General features: G+C 52.0%; 24 protein-coding genes. 13 read left to right on the top strand and 11 right to left on the bottom strand.

Annotated features, from left to right (window positions below):
• Positions 1-29: 29 nt before the first annotated feature.
• Both GS398_RS15075 and GS398_RS15070 read left to right on the top strand, forming a co-directional pair.
• On the top strand, positions 30-677 hold the full coding sequence (locus GS398_RS15075; RefSeq protein WP_160907605.1) for a response regulator transcription factor: 648 nt from the start codon (positions 30-32) through the stop codon (positions 675-677).
• A gap of 266 nt (positions 678-943) precedes the next feature.
• Complete coding sequence (locus tag GS398_RS15070; protein ID WP_160907604.1) at positions 944-1894, top strand: manganese catalase family protein; 951 nt, start codon at positions 944-946, stop codon at positions 1892-1894.
• A 330-nt stretch (positions 1895-2224) separates the two neighbouring features.
• Here the strand turns inward: GS398_RS15070 and GS398_RS15065 are convergent, their stop codons facing one another.
• Entirely contained in the window at positions 2225-2614 is a 390-nt protein-coding gene (locus GS398_RS15065; RefSeq protein ID WP_160907603.1) for a DoxX family protein, read from the bottom strand.
• 17 nt (positions 2615-2631) lie between these two features.
• Complete coding sequence (locus GS398_RS15060) at positions 2632-3375, bottom strand: SDR family oxidoreductase (protein ID WP_160907602.1); 744 nt, start codon at positions 3373-3375, stop codon at positions 2632-2634.
• A gap of 94 nt (positions 3376-3469) precedes the next feature.
• Between GS398_RS15060 and GS398_RS15055 the strand changes: the two genes are divergently transcribed.
• Together GS398_RS15055 and GS398_RS15050 are read left to right on the top strand one after the other, a co-directional pair.
• On the top strand, positions 3470-3820 hold the full coding sequence (locus GS398_RS15055) for a winged helix-turn-helix transcriptional regulator (RefSeq protein ID WP_160907601.1): 351 nt from the start codon (positions 3470-3472) through the stop codon (positions 3818-3820).
• Between the two features lie 208 nt (positions 3821-4028).
• Positions 4029-4172, top strand: a complete 144-nt coding sequence (locus tag GS398_RS15050; protein WP_160907600.1) for a hypothetical protein — start codon at positions 4029-4031, stop codon at positions 4170-4172.
• A gap of 216 nt (positions 4173-4388) precedes the next feature.
• On the opposite strand, the gene mnmE is transcribed toward GS398_RS15050, so the two are convergent.
• From mnmE to GS398_RS15030, 4 genes are read right to left on the bottom strand one after another with little or no spacing between them, the layout of a single operon-like run.
• Positions 4389-5762 (bottom strand): tRNA uridine-5-carboxymethylaminomethyl(34) synthesis GTPase MnmE, encoded by a 1374-nt coding sequence (mnmE, locus tag GS398_RS15045; protein WP_160907599.1) that lies wholly within the window; start codon positions 5760-5762, stop codon positions 4389-4391.
• 17 nt (positions 5763-5779) lie between these two features.
• Positions 5780-6679: a hypothetical protein gene (locus GS398_RS15040; RefSeq protein ID WP_160907598.1), complete on the bottom strand. Its 900-nt coding sequence runs from the start codon at positions 6677-6679 to the stop codon at positions 5780-5782.
• Positions 6676-7635, bottom strand: a complete 960-nt coding sequence (locus GS398_RS15035) for a TIGR02757 family protein (protein ID WP_160907597.1) — start codon at positions 7633-7635, stop codon at positions 6676-6678. Before GS398_RS15035 ends, GS398_RS15040 begins: the two co-directional genes overlap by 4 nt.
• A 51-nt stretch (positions 7636-7686) precedes the next feature.
• Positions 7687-8826 (bottom strand): cystathionine gamma-synthase, encoded by a 1140-nt coding sequence (locus GS398_RS15030; protein ID WP_160907596.1) that lies wholly within the window; start codon positions 8824-8826, stop codon positions 7687-7689.
• A gap of 140 nt (positions 8827-8966) precedes the next feature.
• Between GS398_RS15030 and GS398_RS15025 the strand changes: the two genes are divergently transcribed.
• Both GS398_RS15025 and GS398_RS15020 read left to right on the top strand, forming a co-directional pair.
• Positions 8967-10925 carry an SPFH domain-containing protein gene (locus tag GS398_RS15025; RefSeq protein ID WP_160907595.1) on the top strand — a complete coding sequence of 653 codons (1959 nt, stop codon included), beginning with the start codon at positions 8967-8969 and terminating at the stop codon, positions 10923-10925.
• Between the two features lie 5 nt (positions 10926-10930).
• A complete protein-coding gene (locus tag GS398_RS15020; protein ID WP_160907594.1) occupies positions 10931-11527 on the top strand; it encodes a hypothetical protein in 597 nt (198 codons plus the stop codon).
• Here the strand turns inward: GS398_RS15020 and GS398_RS15015 are convergent.
• Genes GS398_RS15015 through GS398_RS15000 form a run of 4 tightly spaced genes read right to left on the bottom strand, consistent with a single transcriptional unit; the run spans position 11483 to position 15471 of the window.
• Positions 11483-12832 (bottom strand): sensor histidine kinase, encoded by a 1350-nt coding sequence (locus GS398_RS15015; protein ID WP_160907593.1) that lies wholly within the window; start codon positions 12830-12832, stop codon positions 11483-11485. The two genes, GS398_RS15020 and GS398_RS15015, sit on opposite strands and share 45 nt — an antisense overlap.
• 38 nt (positions 12833-12870) lie before the next feature.
• Positions 12871-13620 carry an ABC transporter ATP-binding protein gene (locus GS398_RS15010; protein ID WP_160907592.1) on the bottom strand — a complete coding sequence of 250 codons (750 nt, stop codon included), beginning with the start codon at positions 13618-13620 and terminating at the stop codon, positions 12871-12873.
• The gene (locus tag GS398_RS15005; protein WP_160907591.1) at positions 13617-14486 is read right to left on the bottom strand and encodes an ABC transporter permease; all 870 of its coding nucleotides are present in this window, start codon (positions 14484-14486) and stop codon (positions 13617-13619) included. Before GS398_RS15005 ends, GS398_RS15010 begins: the two co-directional genes overlap by 4 nt.
• A gap of 10 nt (positions 14487-14496) precedes the next feature.
• A complete protein-coding gene (locus tag GS398_RS15000) occupies positions 14497-15471 on the bottom strand; it encodes an ABC transporter substrate-binding protein (protein ID WP_160907590.1) in 975 nt (324 codons plus the stop codon).
• Between the two features lie 51 nt (positions 15472-15522).
• On the opposite strand from GS398_RS15000, the gene GS398_RS14995 reads away from it, so the two are divergent.
• From GS398_RS14995 to GS398_RS14980, 4 genes are all read left to right on the top strand, one after another.
• Positions 15523-16668 carry a methionine aminotransferase gene (locus GS398_RS14995; protein WP_160907589.1) on the top strand — a complete coding sequence of 382 codons (1146 nt, stop codon included), beginning with the start codon at positions 15523-15525 and terminating at the stop codon, positions 16666-16668.
• A 110-nt stretch (positions 16669-16778) separates the two neighbouring features.
• Positions 16779-17558 carry a nitrilase family protein gene (locus tag GS398_RS14990; RefSeq protein WP_160907588.1) on the top strand — a complete coding sequence of 260 codons (780 nt, stop codon included), beginning with the start codon at positions 16779-16781 and terminating at the stop codon, positions 17556-17558.
• A gap of 132 nt (positions 17559-17690) precedes the next feature.
• Positions 17691-20282: a phosphatidylglycerol lysyltransferase domain-containing protein gene (locus tag GS398_RS14985; protein WP_160907587.1), complete on the top strand. Its 2592-nt coding sequence runs from the start codon at positions 17691-17693 to the stop codon at positions 20280-20282.
• 11 nt (positions 20283-20293) lie between these two features.
• Positions 20294-20992: an AcvB/VirJ family lysyl-phosphatidylglycerol hydrolase gene (locus GS398_RS14980; protein ID WP_160907586.1), complete on the top strand. Its 699-nt coding sequence runs from the start codon at positions 20294-20296 to the stop codon at positions 20990-20992.
• A 23-nt stretch (positions 20993-21015) separates the two neighbouring features.
• Here GS398_RS14980 and argS read toward each other — a convergent pair whose 3' ends face one another.
• Positions 21016-23070 carry an arginine--tRNA ligase gene (gene argS, locus GS398_RS14975; protein WP_160907585.1) on the bottom strand — a complete coding sequence of 685 codons (2055 nt, stop codon included), beginning with the start codon at positions 23068-23070 and terminating at the stop codon, positions 21016-21018.
• A gap of 49 nt (positions 23071-23119) precedes the next feature.
• On the opposite strand from argS, the gene GS398_RS14970 reads away from it, so the two are divergent.
• From GS398_RS14970 to ribD, 3 genes are read left to right on the top strand one after another with little or no spacing between them, the layout of a single operon-like run.
• Positions 23120-24556, top strand: coding sequence for an arginine deiminase family protein (locus GS398_RS14970; protein ID WP_160907584.1), 1437 nt, complete (start codon positions 23120-23122; stop codon positions 24554-24556).
• The gene (ctlX, locus tag GS398_RS14965) at positions 24553-25467 is read left to right on the top strand and encodes a citrulline utilization hydrolase CtlX (protein ID WP_237488207.1); all 915 of its coding nucleotides are present in this window, start codon (positions 24553-24555) and stop codon (positions 25465-25467) included. The genes GS398_RS14970 and ctlX overlap by 4 nt, the downstream gene beginning before the upstream one ends.
• A gap of 27 nt (positions 25468-25494) precedes the next feature.
• A complete protein-coding gene (gene ribD / locus GS398_RS14960) occupies positions 25495-26550 on the top strand; it encodes a bifunctional diaminohydroxyphosphoribosylaminopyrimidine deaminase/5-amino-6-(5-phosphoribosylamino)uracil reductase RibD (protein WP_202406081.1) in 1056 nt (351 codons plus the stop codon).
• Positions 26551-26579 lie beyond the last annotated feature (29 nt).

Below are 26579 nucleotides of genomic sequence, written 5' to 3'. Positions count from 1 at the left end.
TACGATTGATAATGACTTATTAACAGCTTATGATAAATATTCTTCTCGTAGAGGACCATATACTGGTTAGGGATGGCATATGCTTATTACTTGCAGATGAGCCGGATCTTTGTATAAAAGCGACGGCCTCCTGTGCGGCGGAAGCACAAGCGGTTATACAAAGCCAGCCTGAGATAAACATGGTAGTTACAGACATTAATATGCCCGACAAGGACGGTATTGAACTGGTTCGCGATTTAAAGCAAGAATTTCCGGAAGTTAAAATGGTAATCCTTTCGATGCTGGATCACCAGGATTACGTATACAAAGCGTTTGCGGCCGGTGTGCTGGGATACCTGTTAAAAACCATTCCAACTACTGAATTCGTATTCGCACTCAGGCATGTGGCGGCAGGATATACTTATCTCGCCTCATCGTTGTCCCGGCTTCTGATTAAGCAACCTTCAGCATTTTATATCCCCAACGAAAAGGAATTCAAGTGCGAGCACCTAACCGAACGCGAGAGCGAAGTGTTGAAGTATGTTGCCAGGGGCATGACAAATAACCAGATTGCTGATAAGCTATTCTCGAGCCGCCGAACCATCGAAGGCCACAGGCAGAAGTTGTTAAATAAAACGGGCACCATAAATACCGCCGACCTGATCCGTTTTGCCATCCAGTACAATATCATACGATAGCAGGGGAAGTATAAACTTACTTATCCCGGGCGAATGGATCTTCCCGCACCAAAACTGCGTACTAATCCATATCAGATTGGGTATTTATAGCCCCAACCTATCAGGCACAACGCTGTTCTTTTAAAAAGCTGTATGGCATTACCGGTATTAACCCGGGCACAGTCGTTCTGTAAGATCACCAGTCCAGACAGATACCAGCCGTATTAAACAATGCCTATTACCTTGGATTTCCAGCTAATTAATGTCATCTATAACCCCCAAAAAACATGTTCTATCACGTAAAAGATCTACAATTTAACGCCAGGGTGTCGCGCCCTGATCCGCGTTTCGCAAACCTCCTGCTCGAACAATTCGGCGGCGAGAACGGCGAGCTTGCTGCCGCCATGCAGTATTTCACCCAGGCTTACGGCGCCAAAATGTCGCATCCCGACAAATACGATATGCTGATGGATATCGCCGTAGAGGAATTCAGCCACCTTGAGATCGTAGGCGCCACCATCCAGATGCTGCTTAAAGGCGTGAACGGCGAGCTGAAAAATGCCGCCGACGAATCGGAGATCATGCAGGTGATGGACGGCGCAGAAGCCCGCGAGAATATCATCCACCAGGCACTCACCGCTAACCCGCATTTCGTAACTCTTAGCTCGGGAGGTCCAAGATTAACCAACAGCCAGGGTATTCCATGGTGCGCCTCGTACATTCACTCGAACGGCGATCTTACCGTCGACCTGAGAAGTAACCTGGCTTCAGAATCACGTGCGAAACTGGTGTACGAACACCTGATGAAATTTACGGACGATCCGTATGTAAAGGAAACGCTTTCTTTCCTGATGACCCGCGAAGTGGCCCATTACAAGATGTTTGAAGCTGCACTGGAAACCATCCAGCCAAACTTCCCGCCGGGAGTACTCCAGGCAGATCCGCGTTTTACCCGGCAATATTTCAATATGTCGCCGCAGGCAAGCGTTCGCGGTCCGTGGAATAAAGGCGAAATGCCCGACTTAGGAAAAGACTGGGACTATGTCCAGGATCCCATCGCCTATGTACAGGCCACAGAAGGCCTCACCGTATTAGACGATGCCAAAGAAGCGGAACTGGAAGAAGTAGCCGAACTCGACGCAGCAATGAGCGAAATAAAAAGCCAGGAAGTTATTGCAGCGGAACCGAAGGGTACTGCCCAATGGAGCACTTACCAGGATTCAAACATAGCTGACTAACGCTCTCTAACAACTGGTCCGGCCGTTGCGTGCGATTCAGGTGAAGACTGAAGACGGCAACGGCGGCGTTTAAGCCGACAAAAGCAGGATTATTCCTGTTTTGTCGGATTTAAAGCATCATGGAAATGATACTGTTCTATCTCTCTCGTTTTATTGTTAAGAGCGTTGGGTATTGCTCATTATATCACATAAATCGTATTAAATATCGCTTCTTTTAAAGCTGACATTCCTGACCTGGTTGATATACTTCACCGAACCTATCTCTTTTCTAATTGGCTGAGACACAAGTTAAACGTTGTGCTAAAAACGGTATGCGCGAACATCAGGTGCCTAAAGAAACGTCCCTGGGGTACCGATCGACTTTATTCGTCGCGTCAGCTCGGGAAAACGGATCACGGCGGCGATCCATATCACCGCTTCAAAAGCCGCGGGGAACAAAACGTCCTGCTGGTGCTGTAGATGCGTGGCGATCGCGCCGCCTAAGTACGATGAGAGCAGCAATGTACCTAGGATCCCGGTCCGGGGATACAGGAATAAAATAACGGACAACAATTCGATAATTCCCAGCACCCTGTACGTACCGCCGGTCAAGCTGATCAGGGACGCGATTTGCAGCGCGTGGCTGCTCCCGGAAATTTTATCGGTTGCCGATGCGGCCAGCAGCAGTGCTGCCAGCCCGCTTAATACCCATCCAAGGATATTCTTTGTTTTTGATGTCATATTGAGAATCTTAGCGTTTATAAAGCCATACCACCGTCTACAAAAAATTCCGCACCGGTAATGAAAGAGGACACGGTCTGATCAGACAGATAAACGACCATTTTTGCCACATCGTCAGGAGTCCCCATTTTAGCCAAGGGCACATGGCTGATAATGTGTGCCTTCATCCCTGCCAAAGTAGCCTCGTCCATCCCGAACTTTCCCTGCATCTCCGTTTCTGTCGGACCGGGACTCACCGCATTCACCCTGATTTTGCGCCGGGCAAGCTCTTTTGCGGCGATTCTAGCCAAGTGAGCGACGGCCGATTTGCCCGCGGAATAGACAGCGCTGTTCTCCATTGCCAGCGCGGTATTGCCCGACGTGAGAAAGATGACCGAAGCCCCGTCATTAAGCCGGGGAAGAAACTTTTGCAGGGTAAAAAAGCTTCCCTTGAAATTCACGTCGGTCATAGCATCGAACTGCTTCTCTGAAGTGTCCCCGATCGGCGCGAAGAAAGCAACGCCCGCATTGATGAACAAAACGTCGACTTTCTCTGCAGCCTCTTCCACTTCCTTTACCAAACCCGCAATTTGCTGTAAGTCTGACTGATCGGCCAGTATGCCCCTTACACCAAGCTCCATGGACGCTTTTGCCAGGGCATCCGCTCTTTTACCGGTAATAAACACCGTAGCGCCTTGCCTTTTAAATTCTTTCGCGGTAGCATAACCGATCCCGCTGTTGCCGCCGGTGATGACCACTACTTTATCGATGAACTTTTCCATATTGAAATGTGATTAATAGGATACAAATGTTGCTTATAAGTACGGTATATTTGTAACCAATTACCAAAAGGTAACTAGTTACAAAGAGGATAGTATGACGAGAGAATCATCGGATGTAGCGTGCGATAACGTTCATTCCGCCATACAGGATACATTATACGTAGTTAACGGGAAATGGAAGCTGGTTATCCTTTCGATCCTGGTGAACGGCGGGATCAGACGTTTTGGCGAGCTTTCCAGGGAGTCGGGAATCTCGCCGAGGATCCTTTCAAAGGAACTGCATGAGCTTGAAATAAACCAGCTAGTCAGCCGCAAGGTCTGCGACACCAAACCGGTTACCGTAGAGTACGCGGCAACGGAATATGCCGGCACGCTTAAGGAAGTGATCGATGCGATGGTCCGCTGGGGACAACATCACCGGAAAAAGATCACAGGACAGGAGTAGTGCATTAAAACCGGAAGTGCAGGAAATAGTGGACTGCGATAAAAGAAGAGCGCCATGTGATTGATCTACAGGAAATTAGGGAACACAGGCGTGGAATTATCCGCCATCGGTTTGGGTTGTATAGCGTGAACCACGCTTATGGCAGGCGAACGATAAAGAGTCCGTCCAAAAGAAGGAAATATCTATTGACAACGTAGGGTGCGTTGACGTGGAATTATCTGCATACGACCTCCAGGCGATCGAAGAGATCCTGCAGAAATACCCCGATACCGGCGAACGGTACAACGAGGCCAATAATCGCTTTGTAGATAAACTAACTACCTGTGACCACTACTGCGCTTACTATAATTGACCTGAACCAGGAGTTACAAGGAGCCAGTGTCAATAATAAACGTACCGGTCTCTCCCTAGTGAACGACCACGTCGTCCGCTCGCCGTGATGACGGAACCGTATCATAGACGATGCGACTGCGGTTAAACTATCTTCTTCGCACAGCGAATGATCCCCAATCAAACCCTCGGTAGCGTTGACATAGCCGGGATAAGGCGCCGATGGCATTTTGGCAGATTATTTCCCGATACAAAACTTCGAAAATATATTTTCCAGCAGATCATCCGTAGTCACCTGCCCGGTGATCTCCCCCAGGTAATACAGCGCCTGCCGGATGTCCATCGCCAAAAAATCGGAAGTGACGGGGTGGTGCAGGCCCGCCGAAACGGATTGCAGGGAATGGTGGGCGCGGCGCAGTGCTTCTACATGGCGGATATTGGTGACCATCGTTTGGCCGGTGTTCAGCTTACCTTCCGTTACGGCATCGTACAGCAGTTGCTTTAGCTCGTCGGTATGTTGTTTTTCGCGTGCCGAAACTGCGATGACCTTCACATCGGCGGGCAGCTTAATCTCCCGGAAGCGGTTGTTTACCGAGAGATCGATCTTGTTGGCCACCGCGATAAATGGGATCCCGGGCCGGTACAAACGGGTTACATCTTCCATAATCTCTGATGCGGAGAGGCCCAGCACATCGAACAAGTAAATAAGTACCGACGTCTGGCTGATCTTCTGCATCGTTTTTTCCACCCCGATCGCCTCGATGGTATCAGTCGCCTCGCGGATGCCTGCGGTATCGATGAGGCGGAAATTTACGCCGTTGATGTTCAGCACCTCCTCAATGGTATCGCGGGTAGTACCGGCAATTTCGCTAATAATGGCACGGTCCTCGTTCAGCAGCGTATTCAGCAAGGTCGACTTCCCGGCATTCGGCCGACCGGCGATTACGGTATTGATCCCTTGTTTGATCACGTTGCCAAGTTCAAACGAGTGGATCAGTTCAGCCAGCACGGTGGTGATCCGGACGATCAGGCTATTCAGCGCGTCGCGGTTAGCAAATTCTACGTCCTCTTCCGAAAAGTCGAGCTCGAGCTCTATCAGCGAGGCAAAGTGGATCAGCTGCGTACGAAGCTCCTGCAGCTGACTGGAGAATCGGCCGCGCATCTGCTGCATGGCCACCTGGTGCGAGGCCCGGGAATCGGAGGAGATCAGATCGGCCACCGCCTCGGCTTGCGAGAGGTCCAGCCCGCCATTGAGGAAAGCACGCAGGGTAAACTCACCGGGTCTGGCTGCACGTGCGCCGTTCCTGATCAGTAAATGAATGATCTGCTCGACGATATAAGGGGAACCATGGGTAGAGAGCTCCACCACATGCTCTTTGGTATACGAATGCGGGGCAATAAAAAGCGACGCCAATACCTCATCCAGGATCGTCTCACCATCGCGGACCGTACCGAAATGGATGGTATGCGTAGGCATCAGCTCCAGGTCCTTGCCCTTAAATACGCGGTTGGCGATCTTCAGCGCATCCGGCCCGGAAAGGCGGATCACAGCGATGGCGCCAACGCCTGGGGCAGTAGCAAGGGCCACGATAGTTTCGGAGGAGTCGGTCATCACGCAAAGGTAGGATTTTACCGCTTCCCTTCTACGTTGATCGTTACCTTACTCGTATGCCTGATCCCGAGCGTACTTCCCGGGACCACCTGCAGGTACCTGGCCAGATACAGGTCCGCCACCGCCTGGATGGTTTTCTTCCTCGCTTCCATGTCTTCAGCTAATTGTAAGGAAGTAAGCACATGGATCTTTCCTTTTTCACTGATCAGTGCAGTAAAGGAGTAGTAAAAATCTTTATACGCTTCCGCGATCCTGACATCAAAGGCCGGGTACATGTACTCGTCCGACTCTGTGGGATTCTGGAAAACGTCCAGCGTGGCCGGGACCTTGGTTACCTTAACCGAGGCCGAGCGGCTTACGAATGATACCGGGCTTCTTGCCGAAAAAGCGCTGTCGGCGTTCGTGGGGTTCCTGTTCGCCCGGCCGGACTTCTCCCGGATGTAAAGCGTATCGAAATGATTGGGCAATTTCAATTGTTCCGGGTCGGCATGGATCACATTTTTAAGGTAATTATCGGAGTAAAACTTCATGTAGACGTTAGACTGTTCGGCCACGATCTCCCGCGCGCCATTTACCTGGAGCAACTGTAATATCATGCTGTCTTTTGCCAGCAGCTTGATCCTAAACCATTCCCTGGCGAAATTAAATACCGAATCGTGGTCATAGTACATCGGGTAATAGATGTAGCGGCGGCGTTTAGGGCTATAGATCTTCACCGAATCGTGGGGCAAGAAGTACAGCACCCACTCGGGTTTCTGTTGGAATCCCTGTACCCCGAAGGAGGAACCGGTATCGTACGCCCGTCTCACTTCTGTGAATTTTATGCCCGTAACGACGTCGAAGTCGGGTCTTGGCTTTTTCTCGCTGCAGGCAGAAAGCGCCAGCAAAAATAGTGTCAGGTAAAAGAAATGTCTCATGTAAGCGGGCGCAATATCGTGGTTTTGCCATATCCTTCTTCAATACCCATTCCAAAAAGCGCAAAATCATATTTAACCGGGTCATCGGGATCAAACGCGCGCAAACGTTCCGTTAATTCGACTGCTGTTTGCCAGTCAGTCTGCTTGCGGCTAATCAGGCCCAGTTCCCGGGCCACACGGTCTACATGCAGATCGCACGGGCAGATCAGTGCCGCCGGGCTGATGCGGTCCCAGATGCCGAAATCAACCCCATTACCGTCCTTTCTCACCATCCACCTCAGGAACATGTTCAGGCGTTTACAGGTCGATCCCTGCAATGGAGAGCTGATATGTTTCATCGTTCGCCGCGGAAAATCAGGAAGGCTAAAAAAGTAGCTGCGAAAATGGTTTAGCGCCGCTTCAACGGTCAGCTTAGCGGCAACGGCTATTTCGCCTGTATCACAGGTCCCGGAAGCCGTCAGCATGGTGCTTTCAGGTAGACCCTGGTCCATAAACACATCCCGGAACGAGCGCAGGGGGCCCGTCCCCGGCAAAAAAGCATCTTCCAGGGAATCGAACTCCTGGTAATGATTCCTGAAAAAGTGGATGAAATAAAGCAGGTCGGTATCGTTAAACGTGCGGTGTTTAAACCCGGGCAGGGCCTTCAGGTCGCTTTCCTGGTGCCCGGTTATAAATAAGTACGGCTGCCCGTCCATTCTCGCCACCAGTTCCCGGCATTTATTAATGATGGTTTTCCGCTGCCCCCAGGCCAGGATCGCCGTAAAGAAACCCATAATTTCGATATCCTGCTTTTGCGTAAAACTATGCGGGATTACGATCGGGTCGTTTTCGATAAAGCCGGGCTGATTGTACCGGGCGACCTTGGAGTCGAGTAAAAGCCTGAGACTTTCTTGGTTGGACGTTTGACGTTCGGCGTTTGACGCGGGTTCGGGGATATTAACTTGATTTAACTTCATTCTTGTGTTTACCTTCTACACGTATAACGCCAAACGCATAACGTTATACGTCTATCCCAAAGCCGCTTCCAGGTCCGCTAAAAGGTCCTCGATATCCTCCACTCCTACGCTCAGCCGCAGCAGGTTATCTGCTACTCCTGCTTTTTCCCGGACCTCTTTCGGGATCGAGGCATGCGTCATGGTCACCGGGTGGTTTACCAATGATTCCACGCCGCCCAGCGATTCTGCCAGCGAAAACACGCGGAATTTAGAGGCTACGGCAAAAGTATCTTCCAGCGCAGCATCTTTCAGCGTAAAGGAGATCATGCCGCCGAAATCGCGCATCTGCCTTTTCGCGACGGCGTGATTGGGATGATCTTCAAATCCCGGCCAGTACAACTTGCCTACCTTTGGGTGTCCTTTGAGGAAGCCGGCGATCTTGCGGCCGTTATCGCAATGGGCCTTCATGCGGAGGTGCAGGGTTTTTATACCGCGCAGCACCAGGAAGCTGTCCATAGGGCCCGGGGTGGCGCCGCAGGCATTATAAATGAACCGCAATTTCGCATACAGCTCCTCGTCGTTCAGCATCAGCGCGCCCATCACTACATCAGAGTGCCCGCCCAGGTACTTCGTCACAGAGTGCATCACGATGTCGGCGCCAAGGTCGATGGGGTTCTGCAGGTAAGGTGAAGCAAACGTATTATCGACCGTTAACAACAGGCCGTGTTCTTTGGCGATCCGGGCGATGTGTTCGATATCCACGATCTGCATGGTAGGATTGGTAGGTGTTTCTATCCATACCTGTTTGGTGTTCCCGTTGATATATTGGCGGATCGTTTCCGGGTCGCTGAGGTTAATGAAATGGAACTTAATGCCATAATTGGCAAAAATCTTCGTAAACATCCGGTACGAGCCGCCATACAGGTCGTCGCCCGTGATCACCTCGTCGCCGGGCCGGAGCAGCTTCATTACCGCATCGGTGGCGCCCATTCCGCTCGAAAATGCAAGGCCATACCTGGCGTTCTCCAAAGCCGCGAGGCATCCCTCCAGCGCCGTACGCGTGGGATTGGTGCCACGGGAGTACTCGTACCCCTTGTGCTCGCCCGGCGATTTCTGCCAGTAGGTAGAGGTCTGGTAGATCGGCGTCATCACGGCGCCGGTGGTGGGGTCCGGTTCTTGTCCGGCGTGGATTGCTTTCGTTGCGAATTTCATAAATTTCTGTTATGCGGTGACCCCGCGAAGCAAAATTAGAATTCTCGCCGACATGCGCAGTAACATTTAGGGCTTTTAACGCTCGAATGATTATCCATGGAATAATATACCTTTATTCCACCTAAAACTTAAAATTTGTTATGGAACTCGGACAATCAATCGCTGCTTACTGGTGGGTGGTTATACCCATCTTATGCGTAGTCTTTTACAAAACAATCCTCAGGCTGTTCTTCGGAATGGTCATCGTGCCCGAAGACCGGATCGGGCTCGTCACCAAAAAATTCGTGCTCTTCGGCGAAAACAGGGAGCTTCCCGACGGGCGGATCATCGCCTCTAAAGGCGAAGCCGGTTTCCAGGCCAAAACGCTGGCTCCCGGGCTTTACTGGATGATGTGGCCCTGGCAATTCGGTGTGGAGCTGCAGCCTTTTACGGTGATCCCGCAGGGCCAGGTCGGCCTGGTCCTCGCTAAAGACGGTGCGGAGATCCCTACCGGCCGCATCCTCGGCCGCAAAGTAGATTGCGACAACTTCCAGGATACCGAGAAATTCCTGCTCAATAATGGGCAAAAGGGCCGGCAGACATCCATTATCACCGCGGGAACTTACCGCATCAATACTTTTGCTTTTGATATTTCGGTGATCGATATGACCACCATCCGCGAAAACATGGTGGGCATCGTTACCACCCTCGACGGGATGCCCGTCACTCCCGGGCAGATCGCCGGCAAGAACATAGAAGGTCACAATAACTTCCAGGATATCGATGGCTTCCTGGCCAGCGGGGGTAATCGCGGCTTACAGCCGCAGATCGTGCTGGCAGGTTCCTACAATATCAATAAATGGGCGGTACAGATCGAAGAGATCCCCATGACCCACGTACCCATCGGGCATGTCGGCGTAGTGATCTCTTACATCGGCGAAGACGGCCTCGATGTTACCGGCGAAAGCTTTAAACATGGCAACATCGTTTCCAAAGGCTTCCGCGGGGTATGGATGGAGCCGCTCGGCCCGGGCAAATACCCGATCAATACGTACACGATGAACGTGGAGTCGGTACCCACCACCAACCTGGTGCTTAACTGGGCCAACGCCCGCAGCGAGTCGCATGCGCTCGACAAGAACCTTTCGACCATTACCGTACGCTCCCGCGATGGCTTCCCTTTTAATCTCGACGTGGCACAGATCATCCACATTCCCGCTAAGGAGGCCCCGAAAGTGATCGCCCGTTTTGGCAGCATGAACAACCTGGTTTCGCAGGTGCTCGAACCCACCATCGGTAACTATTTCCGCAACTCGGCGCAAGACAGTGACGTGATCTCTTTCCTCACCACGCGTAAAGAGCGCCAGCACTCGGCCAAAGAACACATCAAGCTGGTGCTCGACGAATACAACGTGATCGCAGTAGACACGCTGATCGGCGATATCGTTCCGCCGGAAGCGCTGATGAAAACGCTCACCGATCGTAAGATCGCCCAGGAGGAGGAAAAAACCTATGATAACCAGCGCATGGCGCAGGAGAAACGCCAGGGCGTGGAAAAGGAAACCGCCATCGCCGATATGCAGAAAGAGATCGTAAAGGCGCAGCAAAGCGTAGAGATCGCCCAGCGTGCAGCGGATGCCGCAGTGAAGAAATCGGAAGGCGAAGCTACCAGCTTAAAGCTGCAGGTAACCGCCGAAGCGGAGGCCACCAAGCTGCGGGCAAGCGCCGAGTCTGAGTCGGTACGCTTAAGGGCTGCCGCACAGGCCGAAGCTACCAAATTCAACGCCTCGGCGGATGCCGAAAGGATCTCGAGAACCGGTCTCGCGGAAGCGGAAAAGATCATGGCAATCGGTAAATCGACGGCAGAGTCGTATGAACTGCAGGTAAAAGCCATGGGCGGCGATAACTTCACGAAATTTAAGATCACCGAAGAGCTCGGTAAAGGCCAGGTGAAGATCATTCCTGATGTGCTCATCGCCGGCAGGAACGGCAGCGACGGCCCGATCAGCGGTTTACTCGGACTTAAATTAATGGAAATGCTCGACACAGGTAAAAAGGAGTTACCTTTGAAACTAAATCCGGGCAGCGACAAGACCAACGACAAGGAAAAGGATAACTAAACGCGGTGACCATCCAGGAATATATCGATAGCGGGATACTCGAAAGTTACTGCCTCGGCATGCTCACAGAAAAGGAGTGCGCCGAAGTGGAGCTGGCCTGTGCCCGCTATCCTGCTATCAAACGGGAACTAAACCGTATACAGGTCACCCTCGAAAATTATGCGCAGCAAAACGCCATTTTACCCGATCCGCAGCTAAAATTCCGGATCATGGAGGCCATTGCCGACGCCGAACGGCAGAAACACCAATCGCTAGACGACCTCCCCCTGATACATGCGCGCTCCAACTACCTCGACTGGCTTAAATACCTGGAGGGACGGATCCCTGTGCTTAAGCAGGAAGGCCGGATCGTTAACCTGCTCCGGAACAACAAAGGAGTAATGCAAATGCTGCTGGTGTCATCCACCGATTTTGAAGACGAGGTGCACGATGAGCTCGCCGAAAGCTTCCTGATCCTGGAAGGGGAATGTGAATGTACGGTAAACGACGATGTTTTTAAGCTTCAGGCCGGCGGTTTTACCCGGATCCCGCTATACGCACACCATAGCGTAAAGATCTTATCCCCTTACGTGGTGGCTGTCCTCCAGCGGGTTAGCCTTTGAGGAAGAGGGTTCCAGGGGCTCGCAGCTTTTCATGGTGATAAAAAACGTGGTCCCTTTTCCCGGAATACTTTGAAAACCGATCTTTCCATGCTGCAGCTCGGTAAATTCTTTGCAAAGCATTAATCCCAGGCCTACGCCCTTTTCATTTTTTGTACCGAAGGTCGACTTGGCTTTCATCGAGAAAATTCCTTCCTGCTGGTCGTAAGGTATACCCGTACCGTTATCCATTACCATAATGCGGCACATTTCACCCTCGTTTTGGGCAGAAAGCACGATCTCCCCGCCCGGCTGGGTAAATTTGATGGCGTTATTCACCAGGTTGCGCACCACCAACTGAAGCATGTCGGGATCGGCCATTAGGCACGTTTCCTGGTCCATGTTATTTACCAGCCTTACACATTTTTCCACCGCAGCGGTATACTGGATCTGAAGCGTATTTTTTAACGTTTCGTGCAGGTTAAGCCTCGCAAGATTTACCGTAAGGCCGTCCATCTGCTCCTTGCTCCAAAGCAATAAATTGGAAAGCATTTGCTGCGTATTCTGTGTTTCCGCAAGCAGCGCTTTTTGCATGGTGAGGCGCTCTTCGTCCTCCAGTTTATATTCAGACAGGATCTCCAGGAAGTTCTGGATCGAGCTGAGCGGCGAGCGCAGGTCGTGGGCCAGGATAGAGAACAGCTTGTCTTTGGTATCGTTAGACTTTTCAAGCTCGGCAGCCCGCCGCTCCGCCAGTTTTTTCTCGAGAATGTAATTCTTCCGGATGGCATTGGTAACCAGGAACGTCAGCAGTACCGTGATCACATAGGTATAACTGAGATCGATGTAATGCGATAACCGGTCGGGATAAGAATTCACGATCGAGCCCGGAGATACATAGGCAGAAACCAGCAAGGAAAGCACCACCAGGATATTCAGAGAGATCCATAAAAGATATTGCTTTTTTGGCGCCACTGCGATAACAAGCACAAACGACAGGAGAAAGATGAGCAATGTCGGCCCGTTTATGCCTGAATTATAGTAGAAATTCACCACGAACAAACCATTGCATACCAGGTTAAACAGGGCGATAGAAAGGTCCAGTTTTTTCTTAAACCGCGACAAGTAATAGAAAAAGCCCGCAAGCACGAAAACCACGGCCATAAGCATGGCGAGCGAAACGATCCCTAAAAAATAATTAAATACCGCAGTGAACCCAAGCAATATAAAGGAGCAAAAACAGACTGCGTGAAAAATGCGGCCCTCGAGCGATGTATTACCGGGTTCACCGATAATCTTGCTCCAGCTGGATTGGATAGTTTGAGAATTCAATGGTGTGTATTAACGGGCTAATATACAAAAGTTTATAATTACATAAACCACTTGTAAAGTTCTTCTTCAGAAAGCCGCCCTTTCTCTCCCGCATCCAGGTCCTTGCTGATCTCTCCCTCCCGCATAAAGATCAGCCGGTTTCCAAACCTGAAGGCATCCTTCAGTTGATGGGTGATCAGCAATGCGGTCAGTTGGTGCTCCCTGATCAGTTTATCGGCCGTTTGCAGCACCAGCTCCGCAGAGCGCGGGTCGAGCGCAGCCGTGGGCTCGTCAAGCAGCAGGATCTTTGCCTCGTCCATTACACACATCAGCAGCGTGAGCGCCTGCCGCTGGCCGCCAGACAATGTGCCCATCTGCTGGTTCACCTTATTTTCAAGCCCCATTCCCAGCTGGCTGATCTGCGTCTTTACGGCATCTTTAAACGTATTGGTGGTGCCCACCTTTAGCGTCTTGGCGGAGGTGCGCAATGCCGCAAGGCGGAAATTATCCAGGATACTCAGCTCAGGCGCGGTACCTTTCAGCGGGTCCTGGAAGATCCGCGCCACCCACTTGCTCCTGTTATATTCTGGCAAAGCGGTTACGTTCTGCGCACCGATCTTAATTTCGCCCGAGGAAGGCAACACACTCCCCGCCAGCACATTCAGCAGCGTGCTTTTACCCGAACCGTTCGGACCGATCACCACCAGGTATTCCGACGGCTTTAGCGCCAGGCTTACGTCACGCAGCGCGACCACTTCGTTCGGCTCGCCTTTATTAAACGTTTTATGGATGGCAGACAGGCTGATCATGCGGTACGGCTTTGAAAAATACGCGGCAAACTAACAATCAACAACACAAACAAGGCGGTTACCAGCTTCAGCAGCGTGGGGTCGATACCCAGCGTGAGCGTTACCGCGAGTGCCAGCTGGAACAACACCGCACCGGCCAGCAGGATGGCAAGTACACTAACGGGCTGCACGACCCGGAATCGCCGGATGATGGTTTCGCCGATCACCACGGAGCCCAGCCCGGTGATCACGATCCCGATCCCCATGTTTATATCGGCAAACCCCTGCAGCTGCACTACCAGGTAGCCGCTGGTAGCCGTAAGTGCGTTGGCCATGGCCAGGCCGGTGATCTTCATCCGGTCGGTATTTACGCCGAGCGCGCGCACCATGCTCTCGCTGTTGCCTGTGGCACGCATGGCGATGCCGAAATCGGTACGCAACACGTAACCCAGTAAAAAAACGAGCGCTGCGGTAATAACCAGCAGCACGATCAACGAATCAGGTCCCTGGCTGCCGGTTAACGCCCAGTTACCAAACAGGTTTGCAAATGCCAGCAGCGGCAGGTTCGACCGGCCCATCAGCGTAAGGTTTACGGAGTAAAGCGCCGTCATTACCAGGATTCCCGCAAGCAAGGCATTAATGCGCAGTTTGGTATGGATAAACCCGGTAATACCGCCCGCCACACCGCCGCTTAATAATACCGCAGGCAGGATAAATCCCTGCGGGATGTGTGCGGCGAGCATAATGCCGGTCACGGTTCCGCCTAAGGTATAGCTGCCGTCGGTGGTGATGTCGGGGATATTAAAGATCTTCATAGACAGGTAGATTCCCAGGGCCAGGCCCGAAAAACACAATCCCTGGAGTACGGCGGCGAGGTAAAAATCCATGAAAGGCCGGTTATCGCTTTACTTCTTCGAACCCGTCGGGAACGGTGATCCCGAATTTTTTCGCAGAAACAGCGTTAAAAACACGTTTGCGCACTTTCACCATTTCTATAGCGAGGCCGTCTATTTTGCGGGTTTTCAAGTACTTGGCAGCCTGTTCGCCCGATTGGTACCCCCACTGGTAGAGATCGGCGCCAAACGCGGCTACCGCACCTCGCTGTACCAGGCCGGCTTCGCTGGTGAATACCGGGACACCTGCCTCGTCGCAATTTTTAAAGATGGTATCGAATGCCGAAAATACGGTATTGTCCGGGTTGGCAAAAAACGCATCGATCTTGCCCGAGAGCAGCCTTTTGGTGATCAGCTGTGCTTCCGCGGAATTGTTTAACGGCAACGCTTCCACGGTAACGTTCAGCCCTGCGGCTACGGCTTTTATACGGTTAAGGGCATCTACTGATTGAGGCTCGGACTGGTTATACACCATGCCGACCACCATTCCGGCGCCTTTGGGCTTCACCAGTTTGGGGATCAGTGAGAAAGAAGTGTCGATGTATGCCAGCTCCTCGGCGGTGCCGAAAAGATTATCCGGCGCAGAGCCGGAAGCGTCGGTAAGCTTCATCAGCTGCGGCGTAGGCGAAACGATCATGCAAACCGGGATCCCCCTAGTCTTCTGCACCGCGGTAATGGTAGATAATGTGGGGCAGGTAGCGATCAGGTCGACCTTCTCCGACACAAAATAGCTGGCGATCTGTGTAAGCGTGGGTATATCGCCCTGTGCGTTGCGGTAAATGATCTTCACGGTCCCGGCGTCTTCGCTGAAGCCGTTCTTTTTAAGCGCATCGGTAAAGCCGGCCCTTGCCTGGGCGATCGTTGCATCTTCAAAAGCGTCCATAAACCCGATGGAGGGCACGCCGTCCTTCTTAGCCGAACCGCAGGCAAACAGGAACAGGATGGTTAACAGGAGCACCGCATTTTTACGTATCGACATAACAGGATAGAATTTGAGGTGAAAATAAGGAGATTAATCTATTTTTGCGTGATGCTCAAGATCCAATCGCGCTTACCCGATGTGGGTACCAGTATTTTCTCCGTAATGTCAAAGCTCGCGATAGACTCGGGCGCGATCAACCTCTCCCAGGGATTCCCGGATTTCGATTGTGCGCCGGAGCTGATCGCACTGGTAGAAAAGCACCTGCATTCAGGTAAAAACCAATATGCCCCGATGACCGGCGTTCCCGTGCTAAACGAGCGCATCGCCGAAAAGGTGAACGGCTTACACGGTTCAAATTACCGGGCCGAAAGCGAGGTTACGGTAACCGCCGGCGGAACACAGGCGCTTTTCACCGCCATAGCGGCCACCATCCATCCCGGCGATGAGGTGATCATTTTCGAGCCCGCCTATGATTCGTACATCCCGTCTATACGGCTTTTCGGGGGCGTGATCCGTTCCGTGGCCCTCACCCCGCCCGATTATCGCATCGATTGGCAGCACGTGAGGTCGCTGGTTACCCCGCGTACCCGCATGATCCTGCTTAACTCTCCGCAAAACCCTTCCGGGACCATCCTTACGGAGGAGGACATGCGCCAGCTGACCGACATCACCCGCGATACAAACATTGTTATGCTAAGCGACGAGGTATACGAGCACCTGGTGTACGACGGCCTGCAGCACCAAAGCATGGCGCGTTTCCCGGAGCTCCGGGAAAGGAGCTTTATCGTTGCTTCCTTTGGCAAATTATTTCACACCACAGGCTGGAAACTGGGGTACTGCGTCGCACCGGCGCAATTAATGTCCGAGTTCAGGAAAGTTCACCAGTTTAATGTGTTCAGCGTAAATACCCCCATGCAATACGCGGCGGCAGATTTTTTGTCGGACCCGCAAACATACCTGCAACTTAGCGCGTTCTTCCAGCGTAAACGTGATGAGTTTACCCGCCTGATGAAAGAAACCCGTTTCGACCTGTTGCCATGCAAAGGTTCGTACTTCCTGTCAGCCTCTTACTCCCGGATCTCCGGTGAGCCCGACACGGCATTTACGCAGCGGCTCACGAAGGATTTCGGCGTGGCTGCGATCCCTGTCTCGGCCTTTTACGCAAAGGGAAACGACTACGGGATCGTTCGCTTTTGTTTCGCCAAGAAGCAAGAAACATTGGAAAAAGCCGTTGAGAGATTGATGAACGTTTAGGCCGGACGCTATACGTTTGCCGCAGGACGTAGTGCCGACTAACGGGCATGATAATTAATATTAACCGATTGGGGCGTTACGTCGCGTCCAACGTAAAACGTTAAACCTACATGAGTACCCTAAAAATAACTACCTTCCAGGCCTATCTCTTCTGGGAAAACATCGATAAAAACCTCCAGAACCTGGGATTACGGCTCTCGTGGATCAGGGAGAAAACAGATCTCATTGTACTGCCTGAGATGTTCAGCACAGGTTTCAGTATGAACGCCGAAGCGCTGGCCGAGGAAATGGGAGGAAAAACCATGACCTGGATGCAGGAACAAGCCGAAAAATACAGCTGCGTAGTAACCGGGAGCCTGATGATCCGCGAAAACGGAAAGTATTACAACCGGCTGATCTGGATGCGCCCTGACGGTACTTATGAAAAATATGACAAGCGGCATCTGTTCGGCCTGGGCAAAGAGGACGATGTTTACACACCGGGCAAGGACAAGCTTTTTGTGGAATTAAATGGCTGGAGGATCTGCCCCGTGATCTGCTATGACCTTCGCTTCCCGGTATGGCTGCGCAACACCGCACCGGAATATGACATGCTGCTGGTGGTAGCCAACTGGCCCGAGCGGCGTTCGGGTCACTGGAAAGCCCTGGTGCCTGCCCGCGCCATCGAAAACCAGGCGTACGTAGTTGCGGTAAACCGCATCGGGCATGACGGGAACGAGGTGTACCACTCCGGAGATTCGATGTGCATCGATCCAAACGGAGGCACTGTATATTACAAACCCAACGACGAAGACCTTTACACCTTCTCTATATCCAAAGACGAGGTGACCAAGTGGCGCCGGGCGCTCCCCTTTCTGAAAGATGGGGACGATTTCGGCATGGCAGGCTGATCATTCCCATCCGGCAAAAAGGCGGCCACCATATTTTCCACATTATATAATACCTGCAAGGTATGTCCGCCTGTCCCCTTCACTAAAACTTCATGGAAGAAGAACAATTTTGTTACATCAATCCCAAGCGAAATGTACCAATTAAAGAAACTTCTTTCCGGCAAAAGCTTACCCGGCATGGCTGTTGCCGCTATCGGTATCGGCTTTGCCGCCTGGTTCGCGTGGACCGACCGGCAGGAGATGCAGCAGGCCATCGGCGTGGCTTCGTCCGGCAACCGCTTGCTGATGGGCGGCGGTCTCCTGCTTACCGCGTTCTATTTGCTGCTGCATGGCTGGATGTATCAATCCGCTTTTCGCGCCACCGGCGAAAGAACGGTGCTGACGGCTACCACCAGGTTGTTTTTACAGCGCAACCTGGTTAGCGTCTTCCTCCCGGGAGGCGGGATTACTTCGCTGGCGCTTTTTACAAGGACTTTGCATAAACAAGGCGTCAGCCGGTCGAAGATCAATTTCGCCTCTTATTTATATGGCGTGATCGGGATCGCGTCGCTGGTGATCGTTTCATTTCCTGTACTGGTTTACGAAACTTTACGTGGCAGCGAACCCGGGACCAACTGGGTGGTGCTGAGCATCCTGGCCGTGTTCGTTTGCGTGATTTCCTGGACCACCTGGTCGGCAGTGAACAAAACGATTATCTACCGGCTGCTAACCAGGATCAGCCCAACGGTGGAAAAAACGGTAGAAGAAATCTCGGGCAAGCACCTATCGTGGAAACCTATTGCGCAAATGTTAGGTTTCTCTTTATTAATCGAACTGGCGGGTATGGTGCATTTGCTGCTCGCCATGATGGTGCTGGGGCTGAACGTTTCCATCGAAGCGGCCGTTACGGGGTACACCGTAGCCACGTTGTTCCTTTGTGTCTCGCCTTTCCTGCGGGGATTGGGTGCGGTAGAGCTCTCACTTACCCTTATCCTGGGTCGTTTCGGGTTTACCGTGCCCGAGGCGATGGCCATTACGCTGCTGTACCGGGTATTCGAATTCTGGGCGCCGTTAATGGCCGGGGTACTTAGTTTCGTGTTCACCAAAGAAAACATCCTGCTCCGGGTATTTCCTGCAGCGCTGTTGTTCGGCCTGGGACTGGTGAATATCATTTCGGTGCTCACCCCCGCTATTTCGTCGAGACTTAAACTGCTCAAAGAGTTCGTGCCTGTTGGCTCCATTAACGCCTCCAATTACCTGGTTCTTGGCATCGGGGCGGCAATGCTCGTACTGGCCGCCTTCCTGTTAAGGGGAATAAAAAATGCCTGGTACCTGGCTATTACGCTGAGCCTGCTTTCGCTCATCGGGCACCTAACCAAAGCGATCGATTATGAAGAAGCCTTCATGGCGTCGGGTGTCGCCGCGGTGCTTTGGGTTACGCGTCACAATTATTTTATCAGGGGCGACCGGGCCTCGCAACAGATCGGGGCGGGGCTGGCGGTATGGGCTTTCTTTGCCGTGCTGGTATTTGGCGTTACCGGCTTCTATTTCCTGGACCAGCGCCATTTCGGGATCGATTTCAGCTTCAGGCAGGCCCTATTCAACACGCTCGACAATTTTATGCTGCTCAACTCCGCCGGGCTTTCTCCGAAAACCGCTTTCGCGAACGTATTCCTGCTGCTCATCAACGTATCGGGTGCGGCGTCCTTCGGGTTCCTGTTCTATAGCTTTATTAAGCCCCTGGTTTTCAGACATGCCGGGGAAGACGACCAGCATGCGCTTGCCGCCGCGCTGCTGAACAGGTTTGGAAGGTCGCCGGTTGATTATTTTAAGCTATACCCGGATAAGCTGCTCTTTTTTGGCGCAGCGCGCGAAGGGTTCGTGTCGTATAAGCGCGCCCGTGGCTTTGCCATTGTACTGGAGGAACCGGTATGTGAAAATGATCCGGGGGTGCGCACGGCGCTGCTGCACGAATTCGAAATCTTTTGTAAAACGAATGGCATCCGTCCCTCCTATTACCGCATAGATGAAACCGGCATTGACCTTTTCCGGAGGTTGGGGAAAAAATCGATCCTCATCGGGCAGGAAGCCCTGATCGATCTGCGCACGTTCACGCTGGAAGGAAAGGAGCGGAAATCACTGCGAAACGCGGTTAATAGTATCACCAAGAAAGGTTTCCTTACCCGGACCTATGAGGCGCCGATCAAAGACGGGTTGATCCGGAAACTGAAGCTGGTGTCTGATGAATGGCTGAAAAGCATGGACCGCGAAGAAATGGTGTTCTCGCAGGGCATGTTCAATTGGGCCGAGCTAAAGAACCAGTCTATTATTACCCTGGAAAATGCGGATGAGCAGATTTTCGCGTTTCTTAACATCATCCCGGATTATGCAGAAGGGGAAGCCACATATGACATGATCCGGAAAACCGTCGACGCCCCCGGCGGGAATATGGACGTACTGATCCTGGAACTGATCCGCTACTGCAAAGAAAAAGGCTATCACCGGTTAAATATGGGGCTGGCCCCGCTTTCCGGTATCGGCGCCGCACGCGATTTCCCCGAACATACCATCAAATTCGCCTATGAGAAAGTAAAACAATTCAGGCATTTCCGTGGTCTGCGCTCTTTTAAAGAGAAATTCGACCCCTGCTGGCAGAATAAATACCTGGTGTACGAGCATCATTTCGACCTGATCAGGCTGCCCGGGGCGTTAGCGGGAGTGATGAAGGTAGAAAGGGAGAAATGAGGGGATAGGAAATGGGAAATAACGAAATGAGGCTGGTTGGAAAGTATATCCTGCTGGCGGTGACCTGGCTGGTGAGTTTAGGGGCCGCGGCTGCGGAGTTACCCATGGTGGTTACGCCGGCTAAAGTTACTAAGGGCGGTGAAATGGCGGTGATGTTTTGTGGCGATGGCGGCTGGAACACCTTCGATCAGCAGCTCGCCGATGAATTTGCAAAAAACGGGATCCCGGTAGCCGGCATTAATTCCCTCAAATACTTCTGGAAGGCAAAATCCGCGGATCAGATAACCGGCGATGTGGCCCGGGTGATCGAGAAATACAGTGCTTTGTGGAAGAAAGACAAAGTGATCCTGGTGGGCTATTCTTTTGGCGCCGACGTGATGCCTTTCGTGTACAACCGACTGGCGGTCAATCAGAAATCCCTGATAAGCGGTATGGCGCTCCTCTCCCCTTCAAAAGACACCGACTTCGAGATCCACGTGAGCGAAATGCTGCATTTCGGGAACAAATCCGCCATGCGGAAATATAACGTCCACGAAGAGATCAGGAAAATGGAACCGCTAAAACCCGTTTGCTTTTTCGGGCGCGGTGAAGACACCGTACCGGCGCTTTTCAACAACAAATACGTTTGCAAACTGGTATACCTGGAAGGAGGGCACCATTACGAAGATGCGACCGGTACGATAGTAAGATCGGTTGCTCCGAACGATTAATGCCCGGCGCCGCATCCAGCACATTACATCCTCTCCGGTACCCCGATACCCATCAGCCCCATACACCGCTTAATGATCGCGCCCACCACCAGCGAAAGCCGCAACCGGAAATTGCGGGAAGCAGCGTCTTCGGTTTTGAGAATGGGCGGAGCATCATGGTAAAATTTATTGTAGAGCCTGGCTAGTTCGTACACGTAATTGGCCACCATGGCAGGGCTATGATCTTTGGCAGCAGCCTCGAGCATCGCCGGGTAACCATTTAACGCCAGGATCAGCTCACGTTCTTCGGGCAGCAGGGTTTCGTAGCCGTTCCAGCCGGAGTTTTCATCATAATTGGCTTTAGCGACCAGGGAACGGATACGCGCATGGCTGTATTGGATAAACGGACCGGTATGCCCCTGGAACTCCACCGACTCTTTGGGATCGAATAGCAGGCGCTTTTGTGGCTCGACCTTCAATAAGAAATATTTCAGCGCAGCAAGACCGATCATCTGGTGAAGCTCCTGCTTTTCTTCCGGCGAAAACCCGTCAAGCCTGCCCGATTCCTCCGTGTACTGTGTGGCGGTCTCCGTCATTTCGCGGATCAGGTCATCGGCGTCTACTACGGTACCTTCTCTCGATTTCATTTTGCCGGAAGGAAGATCGACCATTCCATAAGACAGGTGGTACAACCCTTTTGCCCAGGTTTTACCAAGTTTGGAGAGAATCAGGAATAAAACCTTGAAATGATAATCCTGCTCATTGCCCACCACGTAAATAGACTCGTCCATACCGAAATCATCGTATTTCAGCTGGGCTGTGCCCAGGTCCTGCGTAATGTACACAGAAGTACCGTCGGCACGCAATACGAGTTTCTGGTCAAGTCCTTCGGCGGTGAGGTCGATCCAAACCGAACCGTCGTCTTTTTTAAAGAAAACATCTTTTTCAAGTCCTTCCTGGATCAGGTCTTTTCCGAGAAGATAAGTATCAGATTCGTAATAGAATTTTTCAAATGCTACGCCCAGGTTCCTGTATGTTTCCTCGAAACCAGCATACACCCAGTCATTCATCATTTTCCAGAGGTTAATCACCTCCTCGTCGCCTGCCTCCCATTTCCGCAGCATTTGCTGCGCTTCCCGCATCAGGGGCGTACCGTTCCTTACCAGTTCATTTTTTATTTCTTCCGCCTCGCTGATCACTTTCTGCGACTCGTTGCACTGGCTAACAGCCTCTATTAACTTCTTATCCGGGGATTTCTTCCTTACTACATCCAGCAATGGTTTAAAATTGGCGTTGTCAAGTGCGGTTTCCAACCGAATTTCTGCATCCGGCCCTAGTTCACGGATGGCAGGTGCGATTGAGGTGACCGTGTAGTTTATGATAGCTTTATTCTTTTTAATGACGCTTTCTTTGGATAAAACGGCGTTCCTGGTTTCGTTACTGATTAAACTTGTACTGGTAAGATTGTTTTTTATCTCGGCTATCTGTTCCTTAATTTCTGCTTCAAAGCGCACATAATATTTTCCAACCAGGTGATCTCCTTTTATGTGCGCATTTGCAGGTGTTTCGCCATTGCCGAATTGCTGCCAGGCAAGCATAGATTTGCAGATGTGGATCCCCCTGTCGTTTACCAGGTTGGTACGGATCACCTCGTAGCCGGCCGCTTTAAGGATCTCGGCGACAGAAAATCCAAGCAGGTTATTCCGTACGTGTCCCAGGTGCAGGGGCTTGTTGGTATTAGGCGACGAATATTCAACCATTACCTTCTTCCCGTTAGGTGCAAGCTGGCCATAATCTGCGCGCGAAAGCTTGTCGTTAAACAAACCTATCCAATAGCGGTCAGAAATGACAAGATTTAAGAAACCTTTAATGGTGTTAAAACCTGATATTTCCGGCGTGCTGGCAAGCAGGTAAGCACCTATCTCCTGCCCGGTTTGCTCCGGCGACTTCCTTGAAAAACGGGTGAACGGAAAAGTCACAATAGTTACCTGCCCCTCAAACTCCCTGCGGGTTTGCTGCAGGCTGATCTCACTTTCTCCTATTTCGACACCATATAGCGTCTTAATTGCACTAACCGTTTGTTCAATAATGAAATTCATGCGGCAAAAGTAAGATTTTAGTGAGTAAACTTGCACACTATCCTGTAGCATGAACTTAACCGGCCTGAAACTGTCTGTAAGCTCCGAGATCGGAACACTGCGCGCCCTGTTGATCCATAGTCCAGACAGCGGTTTGGGCAAAGTGGTCCCCTCTAAAGCGCAGGATTGGCTGTTCGAGGATATCGTACACCTCGACATCCTTCGGAAGCATGAGTACGACTACTATTTAAAGATCCTGCTGTATTTCCTCGATCCGGACCTGATCAAAGGAAAGCTGGAAGAGATCGATCAGTCCTCGCAACGCCGGTCATTCTTTAAACCGCGCAACCCGGCGTTCCATGGCTCCCGAAAAGTGGTTGAGCTGGAAGGGTTGCTGGCAGATATCCTGGCCGAGCCTCCTACCCGGCAGAAACTGGTGGCATCGGTATGTGCACTGGAAGATTGCAGCTACCGCCTGCAGGACGAGTTTAACGCAATGCCGGCCGGCGACCTGGCATCGATGCTGATCTCCGGCTCGGTGAACGGCAAAATGCACTTCGCGCCCATCCCTAACCTGATCTTTACACGCGACATCGGCATTGTGATCAACGATCATATCCTGCTAAACAAGCCCGCAAAAAAAGCGCGGCTCAGGGAAACGCTGATCGCTAAATACCTGTTTTTTAATCACCCGCTATTTGCCAGCTACCGCGAAAATGTGCTGGAGATCCCCAACAGCTTCAACAATTTCCTGCGCCCGGGCGACGATACCGACGAAAAAACTACGCTGGAAGGCGGCGACGTAATGGTGGTAAGCCCCTCCCATATCCTCATCGGCTGCAGCGAACGGACCTCGGTAAGCGGCGCCAGCGAAGCGGTGAAACTGCTCTTTGAAAAAGGCGTGATCACCAAGGCTACCCTGATCAGGATCCCGCATAAACGCGATTTTATGCACATCGACACCTTGTTTACCCAGGTAAAACGCGACACATGGGTGGTGCTGGGCTCTGTGGCATCCCGGCAGGTAAAACCCGAACCGGAACCGGCAGACCGGTTCACGGATAAAAAATCCAAAGACAAAACACAGATCATGCAGTTCGAGAAAGGCCGTGTAGGACAGCCCAGGGAATTCGCCTGTATCGAGGACCTGCTCGACGATATCAGCAGCAATGACCTCGGCAGCACCATACCAACCACCTTTATTTATTCCGGCAACAACAGCTTTCCCTTCGACGCACGTGAGCAATGGACAGACTCCTGCAACCTGCTCGCACTAAAGGAGGGAGTGGTGATCGGTTACGACCGGAACGACAAAACCGCCGAAGCGTTCAGGGAAAAAGGGTTCAGCGTAATAAAAGCCGCCGACCTGGTTCAGCAGTTTGAAAATGGCGGCACCGACCCGCAATCGCTCACCAATACGTTGATCACGGTACCTTCTGCCGAGCTTTCACGGGCCCGCGGCGGGTTTCACTGCATGAGCATGCCGCTTAACCGTAGCGAATTATGAATACCATGACCGGTCAATGTACCTCGCGGATCTTTATGGTCCGTCCTGCGGATTTCAGGTATAACCCGTTAACTGCGACCAGTAACGCCTTCCAATCCGCTGGCGACGATCCCGGAAACGTGCAGCAGCGGGCTCTTTCCGAATTTGACCGAATGGTAGAAATCCTGCGAAGCAACCAGCTGGAAATCACTGTGATAAACGACCTGGAAGCGAGCAACACGCCCGACTCGATCTTCCCTAACAACTGGATCTCGTTTCACAACGGCCTGGTTTTCCTGTACCCGATGGAAGCCGAAAACAGGCGCGGTGAGCGGAGAAAAGAAGTGATCGGTACCCTGTCGCACATAGCCGCGGTTTCCAGGATCGAGGACCTGAGTTATTTTGAACAACAATCAAAATTCCTGGAAGGTACCGGCAGCATGGTGCTCGACCGGGTAAATAAACTGGCTTACGCCTGCCTTTCGCCGCGTACCCACCGCGACGTACTCACCGCCTTTTGTGAAATCGCTGGGTATACGCCCATTGTTTTCCGCGCCATGGGCGATACAGGAACGCCTATTTACCATACCAATGTGATGATGTGTATCGGCGAACAATTTGCCGTGGTCTGCCTGGAGAGCATCGCCGACGTTACGGAACGCGAAATGGTAAGTAATTCGCTCGGGCGTACGGGCAAAGAACTGGTAGCGATCTCGTACGACCAGGTGAACCGGTTTGCCGGCAACATGCTGGAGCTGAAGAACATGAATGGCGAACACATCCTGTTTATGTCAGAAAGCGCTTACCGGTCGCTTACAACTGCACAGGTAGCCGTGCTGGAAAAATATGCCAGGCTATGTTGGTGCAGCCTGTCAACCATCGAGCGAAACGGCGGCGGCAGCGCACGTTGTATGATCGCCGAAATTTTCTGACGGGCAGTAAAGTAGCTATATTTGGATATGCCTCACCACGAAATTTACATGCGCCGCTGTATCGGGCTGGCGAGGCTTGGCGCCGGTAAAGTGAGCCCAAACCCGATGGTGGGGTCGGTGATCGTACATAATGACCGGGTGATCGGGGAAGGCTATCACCAGCGATATGGTGGCCCGCACGCCGAAGTAAACGCGGTAAATACCGTGCTCGAACGTTATCCCAATGCCGCGGACCTGCTGAGCAATGCCACCATCTACGTAAGTCTCGAGCCTTGTGCCCATTTCGGCAAAACGCCGCCCTGCGCCGACCTCCTCATCCGCCATGGCATCCCGCGCGTAGTGGTCGGGTGCCGCGATCCGTTCGACCAGGTAGATGGCAAAGGCATCGAAAAGTTAACCGCAGCGGGCGTAAAGGTCACCGTAGGCGTACTGCAGGAGGCATGCGAAGACCTCAACAAACGTTTTTTTACCCGCGTACGCAAACAGCGGCCGTACATTATCCTTAAGTGGGCGCAAACGGCCGATAGTTTTTTCGCACCTGCGGACGGTTCGCAGCGGTGGATCACCTCTGCCGCCGCGAAAAGATTGACACATCGCTGGCGAAGCGAGGAAGATGCCATACTGGTAGGAAAAAATACCGCTTTGGCCGACGACCCGCAGCTAAATGTACGCCATTGGCAGGGCCGCAACCCCACCCGGATCGTCATAGACCGGAGGCTGGATCTGCCGGAAACGCTCCGATTGTTCGACCAGTCGCAGGACACCATCGTGCTTAACGGGTTAAAAACCGATAAACAAGGAAAGATCAGCTGGCTGCAGCTCGAAGATTTTGACCACTACCTGCCGCAACTGACGGCTTTCCAGCTATATTTACTCGATGTACAATCTGTGATCGTGGAAGGCGGCGTAAAAACACTGGAATTGTTCATCAACGCCGGTTTATGGGACGAAGCGCGGATCTTTACCGGCCCGCAATCGTGGGGCGAAGGGACCAGGGCGCCATCGGTACGCGGAACAAGCATTTATTCAGCTGATTATGGTCCTGATCATTTACAGGTCATACGCAATAGAACCAATTTATGATCTATTTACTTTTAAGTATTTGCTGCAGT

It is taken from the genome of Hufsiella ginkgonis, from assembly GCF_009834915.1.
Classification (GTDB): domain Bacteria; phylum Bacteroidota; class Bacteroidia; order Sphingobacteriales; family Sphingobacteriaceae; genus Hufsiella; species Hufsiella ginkgonis.
The sequence above is the reverse complement of the archived record's forward strand: the minus strand, read 5'-3'. Positions and strand labels throughout refer to the sequence as shown.